This is a genomic window from Acinetobacter lactucae (genome assembly GCF_013122135.1).
GTDB classification, from domain to species: Bacteria; Pseudomonadota; Gammaproteobacteria; order Pseudomonadales; family Moraxellaceae; genus Acinetobacter; species Acinetobacter lactucae.
Genome location: NZ_CP053391.1, coordinates 3,123,747 through 3,140,905, shown reverse-complemented (window position 1 = coordinate 3,140,905; position 17,159 = coordinate 3,123,747). Strand labels below are relative to the sequence as shown.

The 17,159-nt window shown below is 38.7% G+C and carries 13 protein-coding genes; 9 read left to right on the top strand and 4 right to left on the bottom strand.

What is annotated here, in order from left to right; genetic code table 11:
* Window positions 1-125: 125 nt before the first annotated feature.
* Window positions 126-1,538, top strand: coding sequence for a signal recognition particle protein (ffh, locus tag HLV59_RS14715; protein WP_016142064.1), 1,413 nt, complete (start codon window positions 126-128; stop codon window positions 1,536-1,538).
* Window positions 1,539-1,587: 49 nt separating this feature from the next.
* Here ffh and HLV59_RS14710 read toward each other — a convergent pair whose 3' ends face one another.
* A complete protein-coding gene (locus tag HLV59_RS14710) occupies window positions 1,588-2,322 on the bottom strand; it encodes a pantothenate kinase (RefSeq protein WP_171430265.1) in 735 nt (244 codons plus the stop codon).
* 14 nt (window positions 2,323-2,336) lie between these two features.
* Complete coding sequence (locus HLV59_RS14705; protein WP_171430264.1) at window positions 2,337-3,089, bottom strand: biotin--[acetyl-CoA-carboxylase] ligase; 753 nt, start codon at window positions 3,087-3,089, stop codon at window positions 2,337-2,339.
* Between the two features lie 30 nt (window positions 3,090-3,119).
* Between HLV59_RS14705 and HLV59_RS14700 the strand changes: the two genes are divergently transcribed.
* The 7 genes from HLV59_RS14700 (at window position 3,120) to HLV59_RS14670 (ending at window position 13,718) form a co-directional block, all read left to right on the top strand.
* On the top strand, window positions 3,120-3,923 hold the full coding sequence (locus tag HLV59_RS14700; RefSeq protein ID WP_171430263.1) for a sulfite exporter TauE/SafE family protein: 804 nt from the start codon (window positions 3,120-3,122) through the stop codon (window positions 3,921-3,923).
* A gap of 257 nt (window positions 3,924-4,180) precedes the next feature.
* On the top strand, window positions 4,181-4,876 hold the full coding sequence (locus tag HLV59_RS14695; protein WP_016144478.1) for a GntR family transcriptional regulator: 696 nt from the start codon (window positions 4,181-4,183) through the stop codon (window positions 4,874-4,876).
* A gap of 10 nt (window positions 4,877-4,886) precedes the next feature.
* Window positions 4,887-8,336, top strand: coding sequence for a chromosome segregation protein SMC (gene smc, locus HLV59_RS14690; protein ID WP_171430262.1), 3,450 nt, complete (start codon window positions 4,887-4,889; stop codon window positions 8,334-8,336).
* 1 nt (window position 8,337) lies between these two features.
* The gene (locus HLV59_RS14685) at window positions 8,338-9,384 is read left to right on the top strand and encodes a cell division protein ZipA C-terminal FtsZ-binding domain-containing protein (protein WP_031947508.1); all 1,047 of its coding nucleotides are present in this window, start codon (window positions 8,338-8,340) and stop codon (window positions 9,382-9,384) included.
* Window positions 9,385-9,478: 94 nt separating this feature from the next.
* A complete protein-coding gene (ligA, locus tag HLV59_RS14680; protein WP_163119907.1) occupies window positions 9,479-11,518 on the top strand; it encodes an NAD-dependent DNA ligase LigA in 2,040 nt (679 codons plus the stop codon).
* Window positions 11,519-11,770: 252 nt separating this feature from the next.
* Window positions 11,771-12,235, top strand: a complete 465-nt coding sequence (gene ftn / locus HLV59_RS14675; protein ID WP_001214863.1) for a heteropolymeric bacterioferritin subunit Ftn — start codon at window positions 11,771-11,773, stop codon at window positions 12,233-12,235.
* Window positions 12,236-12,524: 289 nt separating this feature from the next.
* Window positions 12,525-13,718, top strand: a complete 1,194-nt coding sequence (locus tag HLV59_RS14670) for an MFS transporter (protein WP_171430643.1) — start codon at window positions 12,525-12,527, stop codon at window positions 13,716-13,718.
* A gap of 69 nt (window positions 13,719-13,787) precedes the next feature.
* Here HLV59_RS14670 and HLV59_RS14665 read toward each other — a convergent pair whose 3' ends face one another.
* Together HLV59_RS14665 and otsB are read right to left on the bottom strand one after the other, a co-directional pair.
* The gene (locus HLV59_RS14665) at window positions 13,788-15,221 is read right to left on the bottom strand and encodes an alpha,alpha-trehalose-phosphate synthase (UDP-forming) (protein WP_171430261.1); all 1,434 of its coding nucleotides are present in this window, start codon (window positions 15,219-15,221) and stop codon (window positions 13,788-13,790) included.
* The gene (gene otsB, locus HLV59_RS14660) at window positions 15,209-16,060 is read right to left on the bottom strand and encodes a trehalose-phosphatase (RefSeq protein ID WP_171430260.1); all 852 of its coding nucleotides are present in this window, start codon (window positions 16,058-16,060) and stop codon (window positions 15,209-15,211) included. The genes HLV59_RS14665 and otsB overlap by 13 nt, the downstream gene beginning before the upstream one ends.
* A gap of 355 nt (window positions 16,061-16,415) precedes the next feature.
* On the opposite strand from otsB, the gene HLV59_RS14655 reads away from it, so the two are divergent.
* Entirely contained in the window at window positions 16,416-17,147 is a 732-nt protein-coding gene (locus tag HLV59_RS14655) for an alpha/beta hydrolase family protein (protein WP_061874476.1), read from the top strand.
* Window positions 17,148-17,159: the final 12 nt, after the last annotated feature.

Genomic DNA, 17,159 nt, shown 5'->3' with positions numbered 1-17,159 from the left:
GGATTAATTCATCTATATAAGATATAAATTCGCTGCGAACTAAAGTATCCTATAGCATTCTATGCATAAATTTTCTATTTCGAGAAAGATTTTTTTGCAACTAGCCATTTTAAGCGGATTTTGCAATGTTTGATACCTTAACAGAACGACTCACACAGAGTTTAAGAAATGTTACTGGCTCAGGGCAGCTGACCGAAGACAATATTAAAGATACCTTACGTGAAGTACGTATGGCACTTCTTGAAGCCGATGTCGCGTTACCTGTAACTCGTGAATTTATCGCGAAAGTTAAGGAAGAGGCATTGGGCCAAGAAGTGATGACTCAGTTATCACCAGGCCAGGCATTTGTAAAAATTGTTTATGACGAACTCACCAAGATGATGGGTGAGGCGAATGAAACACTAGATTTAAGTGCGAAACCTCCTGTTGTAGTATTGCTTGCTGGTTTACAAGGTGCAGGTAAAACAACAACTGCTGCCAAGTTGGCACGTTTCTTAAAAGAACGTCAAAAGAAAAAAGTAATGACTGTTTCTGCCGACGTTTACCGTCCAGCAGCAATTAAACAGTTAGAAACTGTTTCAAATGAAGTTGGCGCAGGCTTTATTCCTTCAGATCCTTCTGAAAAGCCAATTGATATTGTTAATCGTGCAATTGAACAGGCAAAAATCCAATTTGCTGATGTATTGATTGTCGATACGGCAGGTCGTCTCCATGTCGATGAAGATATGATGGACGAAATTAAAGAATTGCATGCAGCAGTTAAGCCGACTGAAACCCTGTTTGTGGTTGATGCCATGACAGGTCAGGATGCTGCAAATACAGCAAAAGCATTCAATGATGCTTTGGCACTTACAGGTGTGATTCTTACTAAAACTGATGGTGATGCACGTGGTGGTGCAGCGCTTTCTGTGCGTGCCATTACTGGTAAGCCAATCAAGTTCTTGGGTATGGGTGAGAAGCTTGACGCTTTAGAACCATTCCATCCGGACCGTGTTGCTCAACGTATTTTGGGCATGGGTGACGTACTTTCTTTAGTCGAAGAAGTTGAACGTAAAATCGACAAAGAAAAAGCCGAAAAAATGGCGAAAAAATTGCAAAAAGGTGGTAGCTTCAACTTTGAAGATATGCTGATGCAATTTGAGCAAATGAAAAAAATGGGCGGCATGATGGGCTTCTTAGATAAGTTGCCTGGCATGAGTGGTGCAGGAATTCAGCAAGCGATTGAGCAAGCGAACCCTGAAAAACAAGTCAAGAAGATGGAAGCTATTATCCAGTCAATGACTGTTAAAGAGCGCCGTAATCCGGACTTAATGAACCCAAGTCGTAAAAAACGTATTGCGGCAGGTTGCGGTATGGATGTTGCTGAAGTGAACAAACTTATTAAGCAACAAGCGCAAATGGCCAAAATGATGAAGAAGTTTGCGAATCCATCTGGTATGAGCAAAATGATGCGTTCATTAGGCAATATGCAAAAGCAATTTGGCGGCGGCGGTGGCGGAATGGGACCACTCTTTGGTAACAATGACCAAAAGAAATAAATCCATAAAATAAAAGGCGCATATAGCGCCTTTTATTTTGTTCTGTATTTTAGTCTTTAGGATAATGAGCAATATATTGCTGTAATCCTTTGAGCAAAAGATCTGTTTCCACAACAGGATCATATTTTTGTAAGAACTTGGCAAATAGTGTTGCATCGCCACCAGTCAGCAGCAGCTTTTTAGGAGATTGCTGCATAATATTTTCGATGGTACTAATAAGGCCCAATAAAATACCGTGGTGTACTGCATCAACTGTGTTATTGCCGGGATTTAGATTATCGAAAGCTGAGTCTGGAATTTTAATGCCCTTTGTATTTTGAATCAGAGCATCTCGCTGCAAATATAAATTAGGAAGAATGTAGCCTCCTAAATGCTGTTTACCTTGCGTTAGATCAATCGTGAGCGCTGTCCCGCAACCAATAATGCAATAGTTTTCATCAGTTTGAGCTACGGCTAAGACTTGTAACCAACGGTCTATACCGAGCTGACTGGGTACTTCATAACCACAGTGTAAACCTGCATATTCAGAGTGAACTTTGGCAAAGACTACTGGAATTTCAAGCCATTTTAAAATCTGCTGAATACGTTGGTTGTTTTCGGTATCGAGTACCGATGAAATTCCAATTCGATGCAGACCTTGATGCTTAAAGTGTTGAATTAATCCAAGTAGTAAATCGGCAGGTGATTGTAAGTGCAGCTCAGCTGCATGTTCAATAGTTTGCTGATTTTCAGTAATCCAATACTTTAAACGGGTGTTCCCGATATCAAGCCATAAACTTTTCATGGAAGAACACCTGTTTATTGATTCACTTGCGGTCTTAAGCGACCTTGATAAAACTGTTGAGGTTCAGGAGTTTCAAGAATTACTGCACCTTCATTGGAGATTCCAACAAAACGACCATGTACCAGTCCCTGACTATGTTCAAACTGAACTAGCTGATTAATCCATGCCGCATGATGGTTAAAACGTCCCGCTAAATTGTAGCAGCCATGATCAAACCAGCGAGCAGCATTTTGAATAGCAACATAAAGCTCTGAAATTAACTCAAGACGACCCATTTGCTCTAGACCTAAATCCTCTAAAGAGGTAATTGGCTGATCACTATCAGTCACTGGTGGTGTTTTTAAATTAATGCCTACGCCCACAATAGCTTGATGCTGGGAAAGCGGTTCGACTAAAATTCCACCCCATTTACCCTGAGCACTATATAAATCGTTTGGCCATTTCACTTGCAGATTAAGAGCTTGTAACTGGGGGATTTGCAAAATATTCAGAGCAACTTCAAGTGCTAAGCGACCATCTAAGGGTGTTCGAGTTTGCACCAATGTGCTTAAATAAATGTTTCCTTCAGGTGAAATCCATTGCCGTTGATGTTGGCCTCGCCCTTGAGTTTGTTGAGCACTGCAAACCAAGCCTGTTGTAATGCCTTTTTGGGCAATTTCACGAATATCATCATTGGTCGAAGTTGTGGTTGCTTTTAATAAAACCACTTCTGGAAGCTGGTTTTTTGCGCTTAAAAGTTGTTGTAGTTGGCGAGTCTCTAAATCCATGTTGAATATGAGCAGAGTGGTAAAACATTTATGGAGTTAATCATATATTTACTCATTGGCGCAATTGCTGGTTTTACTGCCGGATTGTTTGGAGTTGGTGGTGGACTAATTATTGTACCAATCCTCTATGTCGTTTTTACCCAGTTAAATTATGACCCAGCTGTAATCATGCATATTGCAGTCGGAACATCGCTTGCAACCATTATTGTGACATCTTTTAGTTCAGTCTCGGCTCATCATAAAAAGGGTGCGGTACTCTGGCCCGTTTTTCGTAATTTAGCGCCAGGGTTAGTATTAGGTTCATTTTTAGGAGCGGGTATTGCCGACTTGATGTCTGGTCAGCATTTGCAACTTCTTATTGGAGTTTTTGCGGTTGTGATGGCCTATCGGATGTTTAAAGGGGCACATGTCGTTATTGACCCAACACGTCAGCTTCCTTCAACACCCATGCAATTTATGGCGGGTGGCGGTATTGGCATTGCCTCTGCAATTTTTGGAATTGGGGGAGGAAGCTTAACCGTGCCATATTTAAATCGTCATGGCGTGGTCATGCAAAAAGCAGTTGCGACTTCTGCCGCTTGCGGTTTACCGATTGCAGTTGCAGGAGCGATTGGATTTATGTGGTTTGGTGCGAAAGAACAAATCTCAGTGCCTAACACGATTGGTTATGTACACATCTATGCATTTATTGGTATTAGTATCATGAGTTTTGTCACAGCGAAGTTTGGAGCAAAGGTTGCTCATGCCTTGTCGCCGCAGATGTTAAAAAAATGTTTTGCTTGCCTGTTAGTGGTGGTAGGCAGTTATTTTATTTATAAAGGCATTATGCACTAGAGACTAAAATCTTAAATTTAGTAAGAAGATTATGTAAAAGCTTGAATTTTTAGGAGTTCGAGCTTTTTTTATTCATAAAATATAAGAATGTTCTAGGCTTTTATTCATCTGATTTTGGTGTTGTTTTTAAATGAGTTGGCTTAAAATGCAATGAAATTGTCAGACAATGACATAGTTTTTAATCGATGGGATCAGTTAAAAACGAGGATGCGAAAGAAAAGCATGGATTAATGCATATAAAAAGTAGCGGGTGATTTATGAATCTCGAAGAGACAGAAAGTCTTTCTGAGCAAATTGTCAAATATATTAGCGAACAGATCATTAGTGGTGAACTAGTTGAAGGCGAACGTATTCAAGAGCTGCGTATTGCCAAAGAACTTGACGTCAGCCGAGGATCAGTTCGTGAAGCATTGTTACTATTAGAGCGTACTCATTTAATTGAGATATTTCCGCGCCGTGGGGCAATTGTCTCAGAAATGTCTGCACAACAAGTTAAAGCGTTGTTTGATACAAATATGATGTTATTGGGGCATATTGTACAACGCATGAGCGAAACATGGCGTGCGCATGAAGCAGATCAATTACAGTTGCTATTAGAGCAACTTCTTGAGCATGTTAAAGCAGGTGATATCGAAAAATTTTATGATGGAGTCTTCCAATATTTAGCTGAACAGCAAGATATGGTCGGGAATCCTTATCTAATGAAGTTTTATAAAGAGCTATTGCCTTCATTACGTCGTAGTTATTTTTTGACCTTAAATACCTCTAAGCGGGAACTACAAGAAGCATTTGCATTATTTAAACTCGTGACTGATGCAATTTTAATCCGAAAATCACAACAAGCCGCTTTATTTATGGAAGATTTTTGTCGACACTTACGTAACCTTGTGTTGGAATCGCTGACACGAATGAAACAGATTGAATTGGCTTGGGCAAGACGCTCACGCCGCTAGTTAGGGCATTATGCGTTTAAGCAGTTTAAAACTTTCAGGCTTTAAATCTTTTGCAGATAGTACAACCTTAAATTTTAAGGCGAACCGCACAGCAGTGGTTGGTCCAAACGGTTGTGGCAAATCCAATGTAATCGATGCGATCCGCTGGGTGATGGGGGAATCAAATGCCCGTCAGCTTCGTGGTGGTAGCATGCAAGATGTTATTTTTACAGGAACTTCCAAACGCAAGCCCGTTGGTGTGGCCAGTGTTGAGCTACGCTTTGATAATACTTATGGAAAGTTGGGCGGATCTTATAATGCGTATAATGAGTTAGCCGTTCGCCGTCAGGTGACTCGCGAAGGTAAATCCGAATATTTCTTAAATGGTACACGTTGCCGCCGTCGTGATATTACCGATATTTTCTTGGGAACAGGCTTAGGGCCACGTTCTTATGCGGTGATTGAACAAGGCATGATTAACCGTTTGGTTGACGCCAAGCCCGAAGAAATGCGTGTGTTTATTGAAGAAGCAGCAGGTGTTTCACGCTATCAAGCGCGTCGACGCGAAACATTGCAACATCTTGAACATACAGAGCAAAACCTTTCACGTTTAGAAGATATTGCGCTTGAGTTAAAATCGCAGCTTAAAACGCTTAAACGCCAGTCAGAAGCGGCAGTTCAATATAAAACGTTAGAAAGCCAGATTCGTACGCTGAAAATTGAAATTTTGTCTTTTCAGGCAGATAAAAGTGTACGCCTACAAGAAGAATATACAGTTCAAATGAATGAACTGGGTGAAACCTTTAAATTGGTTCGTTCAGAGCTAAGTACAATTGAACATGATTTAGAAGCAACTAGTGCTTTATTTCAGCGACTCATTCAGCAATCTTCACCACTACAACACGAATGGCGGCAAGCTGAGAAAAAACTGTCTGAACTGAAAATGACTCTGGAACAAAAACAGAGTTTATACCAGCAAAATAGTACCACTCTCGTTCAGTTAGAACAGCAAAAATTCCAAACTAAAGAACGTTTACAGCTTTCTGAATTGCAACTTGAAACTTTGAATAATCAGTTAGATGAACAAACTGAAGCCTTAACTGCAATTGAGCATACAGCAGCCGAAGCTGAACAAAACTTTGCTGATTTACAATCCCAGCAAAAACAAGCACAACAACAGTTTGAACAAGTAAAAGCTCAGGTTGAAAAACAACAGCAACAAAAAATGCAAATGTCAGCTCAAATTGAGCAGTTAGGCAAAAATGTTTTAAGAATTGAGCAGCAAAAAGAAACGTTGCAACATCAAGCAAGTCAGATTCAATCGCATGTTCATGAAGATGAACAGGGCGAGCTTGAACAGCTACAACAGCAGCTTTGTCGTGAAATTTCGGTGCTTGAAATTGAAATTGAGCAACAATTGCTAAGTTTAGAGCAATCTCAACAGCAACATCAGTCGAGTAAAAATCAACAACAAACCCTGAAAACAGAAATCCAAGTTCTATTATCAGAGCAGAAAAACCTAAGCCAGCTTGTTGCAAAGCAAAGCCCAAAGCAGCATCAAGATGCGTTACGTTTAATGCAGGCTCTACAGTTAAGTGAGCAAGGTAAACCGCATGCGCAGATTGTTGAGAAGTTTTTAGCAAAATGGTTGCAGGCGCATATTGTTGAAACTGAACAAGCCTTTCAGGAAGGAATTGCTCGCCAGTTAAAACCTTCCGAGTACACAAGTAAATTTAAAAATAGTTTGCCTTGTTTAAATGAGTGGATTGCGTCGCCACAACTATCAATATTTTCAAATGTGGCCATTGCACAAGATTTGACTCATGCTTTAAATGAGCAAAAGCAACTGCAACATGGTCAGTCTATTTTGACTTTAGATGGTTATCATGTTGGGCAGGATTGGGTGATCGCCCTTATGTATGATGACGAAAGTCAAAGTGCACAAGGTATGCTGAGCCATCGTATTCGTTTAGATAAAATTGAACAGGCTCTTGAAAAGCAGCAACTTGAATTACAAGCATTAGATCAAATTGTAGTACAGCAAAAGGATGAGTTAGGGCAGTTACAGGCTGATGTGCAGCACAAACAGCAAGTTGTGAAACAAAAACAAAAAGACTTACAACAGCTTGATGTACAAATTGCTAAACAGCAAACCGCAGCACAAGCATTTTTATTGCAAAAACAACAATTGAAAGATCAACTTGGTCAGTTAGATATGCAGCTTGAAGAAGATGCCATGCAAAAAGATGATCTTGAAATTGATTTGCATGCATTAGCAATCAAGCTAGAAACCATTTTACCTGACTATAAAACTTTACAATTTCGGGTAGAAGAGTTAACAGAGCAGCTAGAAGAACAGCAACAAGCCCTGCAACATCAGCAACAAGAACGTGAAATTTTGCGCCGTAATAGCACGCAGACTACTCAACAAATTGAGTTGCTTGAAAAAGATATCTCATTCTTGCAGAGCCAATATCAGCAAATTGCAGCTCAAATGGAGCAAGCGAAAAAGTTTGTTGATCCTATTCAGTTAGAGCTACCAAATCTTGAGTCGGAGTTTCAGCAACAATTTGCTCAAACTGAAAAGTTGCAAAAGAACTGGAATGAATGGCAGCTTGAACTCAATAGTGTGCAGGAAAAGCAACAAACTCTGACCGATCAGCGTCATCAATATCAACAAAAAGATGAGCAGCTCAGAGAACAACTTGAAGAGAAACGGTTAGCTTGGCAAGCAGCTAAGTCAGATCGTGAGCATTATCAAGAACAGCTTAAAGAATTGAATGCCGAGCTCCAAAAAGGCTTACAAATAGATTTAGTCGAGCACCAGCAAAAACTGGAAAAAGTACAGAAACAGTTTGAAAAAATTGGAGCGGTTAACCTTGCCGCTTCGCAAGAGTTTGAAGAAGTTTCTCAGCGTTTTGATGAGCTGAGCCACCAGATTCAAGATTTGGAAAATACGGTAACTCAATTAAAAGATGCGATGAAAAGCATTGACCAAGAAACCCGTAAGCTGTTTATGACAACTTTTGATCAGATCAATCAGGAGTTGCAAAATCTGTTTCCAAAGGTCTTTAATGGTGGAGAGGCGAGTTTAAGTCTTGAAGATGACTGGCAATCTGGTGTTAAACTGATGGCAAGACCACCGGGTAAGAAAAATAGTTCTCTAGCATTACTTTCTGGTGGAGAAAAGGCTTTAACAGCGTTAGCATTAGTATTTGCGATTTTTAGATTAAATCCGGCACCGTTTTGTGTACTAGATGAAGTGGACGCACCACTTGATGATGCGAATGTTCAGAGATATTGTAATTTGGTAAAAGAACTTTCTGAACATGTACAATTCATTTACATTACACATAATAAGCTGGCGATGACCATGGCAACTGATTTGTTGGGTGTGACCATGCCTGAACCGGGTACATCAAAATTAGTCACTGTCGATTTAGAACAGGCAAAAGAATACGGGTTAGTTTCGGAGTCATAGAATGGAAATCAATACGATTATTGGCATCGTTGTTGCCATTATAATTATGCTAATTGGCTTAAAAATGATTTTAAAAAAGCCAAACCATGCTGAACCCTCATTAGACAGTGATTTGCATATTAATCCTGATAGTAATCAACCGGTTATACCTAGGCACGTAAGAGATCAGCTTGAGAAAACTGAAGCTGAATCTGTAGCGGTGACTAGTGCAGAGCGAGTAGAACCGACTTTAAGCGAAGCTGCGCCGTCACAAGTACCTGAAGCAAAACAGTCAGAAATTGAGACCGTAGAACCCGCTAAAGTAATTCAAACTGAACAAACTCAAGCAGTTGTTGAAAACGCTTCTGTAGAAGAAATTAAATCTGAAGAAACAGTAACAAACTCTGCCATTCATAAAGATGGTTCAGTTGAGTTGGTTGATGCAGTTTCTGTGAAACCAGAAGCTGAAGCTCTAGCAAAAGAAAATCTGGAAGCTGAAAGCGAAAAAGCTGAGCCTGAGTTGAGTTTAAACCCGAATATTGAAACTGCCGAAATTGCTGAGTTTGAAGGCGAGAGTAATATTCTGGACGTGCATTTACATGAACAGCAACGCTATGATGATGAAAGTGCATTAGCGATGGCTGAACAGATTATTGCGCTAAATGTTTATCCAAACCCGCGTCGTGCGTTGTCTGGCGATAAGGCACTTAAAGTATTGTTAAAATACGGTTTACGTTATGGCGAAATGTCGTGCTTCCATCGTTATGAAAATACCGATGAGCCGAGTGTACTCATGTTCTCTGTATTGCGTATGACAGACAATGGACCAGCTGGGTTTGATCTTGAAACTCTATCTACTGAACAAGTTCAAGGTTTGGCATTTTTCCTAGCCCTTCCAAACAGTAAAGCCGTGACTGGTTTTGACATGATGGCGAGTATTGCAGGTTTAATTGCTCGTGAAATTGATGGCAAAGTTTACGATGAGAATAATCTTGAATTTACACCACAGTTAAAAGAGCACTGGCGTCATCATGTGATTGATTATCGTCCGGCACAGGCGACTGCCTAGTTTTATTTTTTTACGTTCGTTGCGATAATTGCAACATATCTAGTCGCAGCTCAGGGTGGAGAAATTTCCACCCTTTTTTATGGTGAATAACATAATGGCAACAACTTCCGTGATCGAACAGATGCGTCAGCTTATTCAACTGATTGCAAAGCATAACCATGCCTACTATGTCATGGATCAGCCGACAATCTCGGACAGTGAATATGATCATTTGTTTCACCAGTTAAAAGCTTTAGAAGAGCAATATCCTGATCTTGTTCAACCAGATTCACCAACAACCAAAGTAGGCGGACAAGCACTCTCTAAATTTCAAACCGTGACTCATGTCGTTCCGATGCTTTCTTTGGGGAATGTTTTTAATCAGGAAGACTTGTTCGCATTTGCTCGCCGTGTTGAAGAGCGTTTGCCTAATCAAAAAGTACAATATGAAGTCGAATTAAAACTTGATGGCCTTGCGATTTCACTCTGGTATGAAAATGGTGTCTTAGTACGTGGTGTTACACGTGGTGATGGTGAAACTGGAGAAGACATTACCCAGAACGTTAAAACGATTCGTAATTTGCCTAAAGTGTTGCATTCAGATCACTTTGAAATTCCACGTTTGTTAGAAGTACGCGGCGAAGTACTTATGCCAAAGTCTGGCTTTGAAAAACTCAATGCCGACCAAGAAGCAAAAGGCGATAAAACATTTGCGAACCCGCGTAATGCAGCAGCGGGTAGTTTAAGACAACTCGATCCTAATATTGCTGCTGGTAGACCTTTAGCATTTTATGCTTATGGTATCGCTCAGTGTGAACCTAACCATGGCTTAACCACCATGCATGACAGTCTACAATGGCTCACAAAACTTGGATTTGAAATTGCGGAACGTCAATATCTGTGTAATTCAATTCAAGAAGTACAGCAACGTTATGAGCAAATTCAGCAAGAACGTTCAAATTTACAAGTTGAAATTGATGGGATGGTCGTAAAGGTTGATGACTTAAAGCAACAACAACAACTTGGTTTTTTAAGTCGTGAACCACGATGGGCAACTGCTTATAAATTCCCTGCACAAGCTGCATTAACTACGGTTGATCAAATTGATTGGCAAGTAGGGCGTACAGGTACTTTGACCCCCGTAGCACGTTTAAACCCTGTATTTGTGGGTGGTGTGACGGTTTCTAATGTAACCTTACACAACATTGGTGAAATCCATCGTCTTGATGTACGTGTTGGCGATACGGTTAGTGTTTATCGTACCGGCGATGTTATTCCTAAAGTAGAAAAAGTCTGGCCGGAATTCCGTCCTGTTGATGCCGAAGTTGTACATTTACCTGAAAGCTGTCCTGTTTGTGCTTCACCAGTTGTAATGCCTGAAGGGGAAGCTTTAGCTCGTTGTTCTGGTGGACTGTATTGTGCTGCACAGCGTATTGAAGCGATTCGTCATTTTGTATCACGTAAAGCTCTGGATATCGAAGGTTTAGGAGATCGCTGGGTAGAGTCTTTATTACACCTCGATTTACTTAAAGATGTTGCCGATATCTACCATTTGCACGAACACCGAGAAACTTTACTTGGTATTGAAAAAATGGGCGAGAAATCGGTACAAAATCTGATGGATGCCATTGAAGCCAGCAAAAAGACAACGCTTGCACGTTTTATTTATGCTTTAGGAATTCGAGGAGTAGGTGAAACAACAGCTAGAATGTTAGCCAATACTTTCCAAACTTTGGAAGCGCTTAAAGCTGCTGATGTTGAAGCTTTAAAGAAAACCCCCGATGTCGGTGATATTACCGCAGAGTGGATTGCTGACTTTTTCTTGGCACCACACAACATTGAAGTGCTTGATCGCTTAATTGCAGCAGGGATTCATTGGGATGCACCAACAGCACCAACACGCCAACCGTTAAATGGTGAAAGCTGGGTGTTAACAGGTACATTAGAGCAAATGACCCGTGATCAGGCGACTCAAATGCTACAAGCATTAGGTGCACGTGTAAGTGGTAGCGTATCGAGTAAAACCAAATGCGTTGTTGCGGGTGAGAAAGCGGGTTCTAAATTAGAAAAAGCAGCAAAACTTGGCATTGCAGTTATGAATGAGACTGATTTCTTATCACTTATGGCGAGCTATGGGCAGACTTTAAGCGAATAGATTTATCGAAATAAGAACCATTGATTTTAGTTACAAATTTATAAATTGATGGTTTGAGCTATATTTTAACGCTTGTCTGAACTTATAAATCAGACAAGCGTTTCTTTTTGCAGAGAAAATTTAAATAACTTAAACTGTAAATGCGTATGTTTCTCATTTTAATTTGATAAAAATCATAAACTTAACGATTTTTTGTTTTGCAATCACTTTTAAGATTGCCCATAATAGTCTTCATACGATAGGAGATTTATTATGCGTGGCAATCCAGAAGTCATAGACTATTTAAATATGCTCATTGGCGGAGAATTGGCTGCCCGTGATCAATATCTAATCCATTCTCGTATGTATGAAGATTGGGGCCTAAATAAAATTTATGAACGTATTGATCATGAGATGCAAGAAGAAGCTTCTCATGCTGATGCGATCATTCGCCGTGTATTGTTTTTAGGTGCCAAACCAAACATGCACCGTGAAGATATCAATGTTGGTACAGACGTTGTATCTTGTTTAAAAGCTGATTTAGCGCTTGAATATCACGTTCGTGAAAAGTTAGCGACAGGTATCAAACTTTGTGAAGAGAAGGGTGATTACATTAGCCGCGATATGTTGCGTCAACAATTATCAGATACTGAAGAAGACCATACATACTGGTTAGAAAAGCAATTACGTTTAATTGAGTTGATTGGCTTACAAAATTATATTCAATCTCAAATTTAATAAAAGGACCCAGCTAAGGCTGGTTTTTTTATTGGCTGATGTCAATAAAATTAGCTCATCGCTTAGATGTTAATTTTGTCAAATTGAACATATTCAAAGCCTTACTATATAAGGCTTTGGCAGTTACAAAAAAGTCAGAAAATTTGTATCACACCCCCTGTTTTTTTTATGAAATTGGATATAATTTCGCCAACAAAACCCTTGCCTAGAAACTTAATGAGGCAAGGGTTTTTCTATGGAAAATCGGTTGGTATGGATCGCCAATGATTTTATGGTGAGTTCGCGAAATATGTTATTTACCAAACCTGCTGTTTTAGATACAGCTACTCTCTTAAGCACACAGCGTCTTGCAACACGACTAAGTTTTTTTAGCTTAGGTTTTGCGACTGCAGCTTGGGCACCACTCATTCCTTTTGCACAGCAACGCTTAAACCTAAATCATGCCGATTTTGGTTTGCTTTTGCTTTGTATGGGGATCGGGTCAATGATTGCTATGCCTGCGACTGGTGCTTTAGTCAAGCGCTGGGGATGTCGTCCGTTAATTGCTTTGGCATTAATGTTGTTAATGGTTTTATTGCCGAGCCTTACGATGTGGAGCAGCATTGTGTCGATGGCTGTAGCACTGTTTATTTTTGGATCGGCAGCAGGATGTCTTGGAGTAGCTATTAATTTACAAGCAGTGGTGGTTGAAAAACATAGTGTGCGAGCTCTTATGTCTAGCTTCCATGGAATGTGCAGTCTTGGTGGCTTAACGGGCGCTATGCTTGTGACTGCATTGTTGGCAGTGGGCCTTTCTCCATTAATGAGTACGTTATCAGTTGTTATGATTTTACTTGTTATTGGTGGTGTGGCTATTCCTTCTTGTTTAACGTCTTTTGAACAAGATGAAAAACCACATGAAGATACAACTCAGGCACCGAAAAAGCTTTATCGTCCCGATGGCATTATTCTGCTTATTGGCATGATGTGCTTTATTGCCTTTTTATCAGAAGGTGCGGCTATGGATTGGGGTGGTATTTATTTAACAAGTAAATATCAACTTAATCCTGCCTTTGCTGGACTAGCTTATACTTTCTTTGCACTCAGCATGACGACTGGTCGTTTTGCTGGTCATGTCTTGCTTAAGCAATGGGGTGAGAAAAATATTGTGACTTATAGTGCAATTGGGGCAGGTATTGGTATGGCTATTATTGTGACAGCACCAGTATGGCAGGTGGTTGTATTAGGCTATGCAATTTTAGGATTAGGGTGTTCTAATATTGTACCAGTAATGTTTTCTCGTGTTGGCCGACAAAACAATATGCCTAAAGCAGCAGCACTTTCTTTAGTATCAACAATTGCCTATACAGGTTCATTAAGTGGCCCAGCTTTAATCGGTTTAATTGGTGAATGGACGGGTTTAAGTACGGTTCTAACAGGTGTGGCTGTATTGCTATTTGTCATTGCTTTACTTAACCGCTTTACATTAATAAAGACAAATTAATTTATAAATAATAGACATCCTACATTGAACATCGAGAAATTAAATTTCTCGATGTTCTTTTATTTGGATTTATAAAACCTGATAGATCGATTGATAATTATCCTGTACTAATCGCTGTGGCTTCATTAGTCGAGTTGGTGTCTTTTCTAAATCATCCAAGAAATTATTTCGCCAATGGGTAAGATCAGATGACGTTAACCCTTCTATCAGTTGTTCATAACGATTAATACGCTCGGTTTTAGACATTTCTAAAGCCATTTTTAAAGCATCCATCATTGCCGCTCTATCTTGAGGATCAACAATCAAGGCTTGAGACATTTGCTCAGCAGCACCAGCGTATTTAGATAAAATGAGCACACCTGGATTTTCTGGATCTTGAGCGGCAATATACTCTTTAGCAACTAGGTTCATGCCATCGCGTAGTGAACTGATCCAGCAGATATCTGAATGGCGGTAAATGTGCATAAGATTATGGTGTTGAACCGTGTCATAGCAGCAATCTACAGGTCGCCAGTCTTCATGTGCAAACTCTTCGTTAATTAACTCGAGCTTAGTTTTAAAACGTTGGTATAAGCGTTGATAAGTTGGAATGTCGGTACGAGAAGGAATCGCCACTTGAAGATGTCGAACGAGACCATGATATTCGGGACTGGTCTCCAAAAAGGTTGCAAATGCATTAAATCTTTCGAGTAAACCTTTCGAATAATCAATACGATCCACCCCAATAATTGTTTTTTGACGTGGAATTTCCTCAAAATTAAATACAGAAGAGGTCGCCAAATCTTGTTGAGCTTGCTTCTGTATAATTTCTGGCTGAACACCAATTGGGTACGACTTAATTAATATTTGACGTTTTTTATAGCTAATACTGTTGCTTTGAATTTTCTGAGCTTCGAGCAAACTTAGACAAGTCTGCATACATGCATTTTGATCGATCTGAGTTTGTAAGCCAATAACATCATATTGACTCAAGTCTTGAATTAATTCTCGGCCAACTGGAATTTTGCGCCAGATATTGAGGCTAGCAAATGGAATATGTAAAAAGAAACCAATTTTATTTTGCATGCCTAATTCACGACAGTAACGCGCCACACTAAAAAAGTGATAATCGTGTACCCAAATAAGATCTTCAGGCTGAGCAAGTTGTTTTAACTTTTCCGCAAATAAACGGTTGACCTTTTGATAAGTACTATATTCTTGTGCATCATATTCAATCAGGTCATCTCGATCATGCATTGCTGGCCAGAGAACTTTATTTGCAAAGCCACAATAATATTGGGCGTATTGCTGATGAGTAAGTGGACAGGTAATGTAGTCAATTCCTTGAGAATAAGCCTGCTCAAATTCTGGCGCTTCGCTATCAGTAATTTGTTGACCATTCCAACCCAACCAAATGCCATTGCTATCATTCAAAGCATCTTGTACAGCCACAGCAAGGCCACCCGCTGATGCTTTACCTGAAGGCATACTTATTCTGTTCGATAATACGATTAATTTAGACATAATTTTTCTCCATTCTGATTTTGGCTATTTTTGACATATAAGCTTTTTATTCTGTTTTGAAATAAAGAAAGAAAATTCGCGACATTATCAATATCTTTTAATCTATATTTAGCTTGTGTTTCACCAGAGCCCACTTTAATTGTGAGACCAGATTGTTGATTAATAAAAACAAAACCAGATTCATCTGTTAAATCATCACCTATAAAAATTGGTAATGTAGGAGGTAAATCAAGGTGGTTTAATATAATCTCAATTGCTTTGCCTTTATCAGCTTGGTTAGGAATTAACTCAATAACAAATTTACCCTTATTTAATTTTAAATGGGGATAATCGGCATTAATATCTTGCATAATATTAATAGCGTAATTTTCTAAATCAGGATTTTTACGATAATGTAAAGCAATAGAATACCCTTTATCCTCAATTAATAATTCAGGATATTTTTCACAAGACTTTATAATATCTTGTTTTAATTTTTTAAAATTAATCTGACTTAGATCTGGTCGAATATACTTATCAGAATCAAAATAAATATCTAAACCATGCAATCCAGCAATCGGTGTTTTAACAGGATGTAAGAGTTTACTAGCTGTATCTACATCACGACCTGTTACAGCAATAACAGGAATATTTAATTGAATAATTTTTTTAATAATTTCTAATGTAGTATTTGGAATAAAACTGTGTTCAGGATTAATTTGAAAGGGTGCTAATGTCCCATCAATATCCAAAAACAAACAATAATTTTTATCTAAAGATAAGTTGTTTATAATGTGATTGGGTGTAACAAAATATGTATTTTTTTCTCTCCCATCAGATATTGTACTTTGACTGTTCATATTAGCCTTCCCAATATTTTTGATCGATAATTAATCTTCTAACATTAAAATGAATTGATGAGTCATTTCTTTTAATAAAAAAACATAAGTATTAACATTAATTACATTGCATAATGGATTTATAGGCGAAGTGTGGAGTATGTTGTTTTTTGATAGGCTTCAATGTTTAGATAATTAAAGTTTTGTATATTTACTATGAATAATGCAGGTCTTATTTATCAATATATTTCAGAATATTAACTCATTAAAAATACTTGATTTTATGATTTAGAAATTATTTTTAATGTTGATTTTAAAAGATATTTAACAGAAATATTATTATATAATCTTTGTGAAATCGACTTTGGGCAGGCATATGAAGTTACAAAATAAAATTTTATTGATTACAGGTTGGGGAGTAGGAGTGGAACCTTTGCAATCTCTCAAATTGCATTTGGAAAAAACGGGTTTTGAAACACAACTTATTAATATTTTTAATGTTTTAGATAATAACTTTCAAGCACAGCTGGACTTGGTGGCTAGGGCTGATGTAGTCGTAGGCTGGTCTTTAGGTGGACAGTTAGCAACTCAACTGGTTGATATTTTTTATAAGCAAACAGGGCAGACGAAAACATTAATTACACTTGCTTCAAACCCTTGTTTTGTTGCCAATGCTCATTGGCAAACTGCAATGCTTATTGATGTGTTTAGTCAATTTAAAGCTTCTTTTTTTAAAAATCCGCAAGCTACTTTAAAACGTTTTTATTATTTAATTACACTTGGTTCAACTCAAGCTAAACAAGATTGGGTAAGCGTACAAAACATCGCAAACCCACCTCCAAGCGAATTACTGTCAGAAGGTTTGCAAATGCTTGAACAACTAAATTTGGTAGATAACTTAAAAAACTATCCTGGCCGACAGCTTCATCTATTTGCTGAGCAAGATAATGTCATTCCTTGCAAAATTGTTGAAAATTTTAAAGAGATCGTGACAAAAAACATGAATTATAAAGTGCTAAAAGGCGCTACTCATGCTTTTCCATACCTAGAAGTAGATCGAACAATTGAAGAAATCTGCCAATTTTTAACAATTCATCAGCAAAGTTAATAAGCTTTGATT

Bases quoted from the DNA above. Each gene is read 5' to 3' on its own strand.
- ffh (WP_016142064.1), top strand. From the start codon at position 126: ATGTTTGATACCTTAACAGAACGACTCACACAGAGTTTAAGAAATGTT.
- HLV59_RS14710 (WP_171430265.1), bottom strand. From the start codon at position 2,322: ATGAAAAGTTTATGGCTTGATATCGGGAACACCCGTTTAAAGTATTGG.
- HLV59_RS14705 (WP_171430264.1), bottom strand. From the start codon at position 3,089: ATGGATTTAGAGACTCGCCAACTACAACAACTTTTAAGCGCAAAAAAC.
- HLV59_RS14700 (WP_171430263.1), top strand. From the start codon at position 3,120: ATGGAGTTAATCATATATTTACTCATTGGCGCAATTGCTGGTTTTACT.
- HLV59_RS14695 (WP_016144478.1), top strand. From the start codon at position 4,181: ATGAATCTCGAAGAGACAGAAAGTCTTTCTGAGCAAATTGTCAAATAT.
- smc (WP_171430262.1), top strand. From the start codon at position 4,887: ATGCGTTTAAGCAGTTTAAAACTTTCAGGCTTTAAATCTTTTGCAGAT.
- HLV59_RS14685 (WP_031947508.1), top strand. From the start codon at position 8,338: ATGGAAATCAATACGATTATTGGCATCGTTGTTGCCATTATAATTATG.
- ligA (WP_163119907.1), top strand. From the start codon at position 9,479: ATGGCAACAACTTCCGTGATCGAACAGATGCGTCAGCTTATTCAACTG.
- ftn (WP_001214863.1), top strand. From the start codon at position 11,771: ATGCGTGGCAATCCAGAAGTCATAGACTATTTAAATATGCTCATTGGC.
- HLV59_RS14670 (WP_171430643.1), top strand. From the start codon at position 12,525: ATGTTATTTACCAAACCTGCTGTTTTAGATACAGCTACTCTCTTAAGC.
- HLV59_RS14665 (WP_171430261.1), bottom strand. From the start codon at position 15,221: ATGTCTAAATTAATCGTATTATCGAACAGAATAAGTATGCCTTCAGGT.
- otsB (WP_171430260.1), bottom strand. From the start codon at position 16,060: ATGAACAGTCAAAGTACAATATCTGATGGGAGAGAAAAAAATACATAT.
- HLV59_RS14655 (WP_061874476.1), top strand. From the start codon at position 16,416: ATGAAGTTACAAAATAAAATTTTATTGATTACAGGTTGGGGAGTAGGA.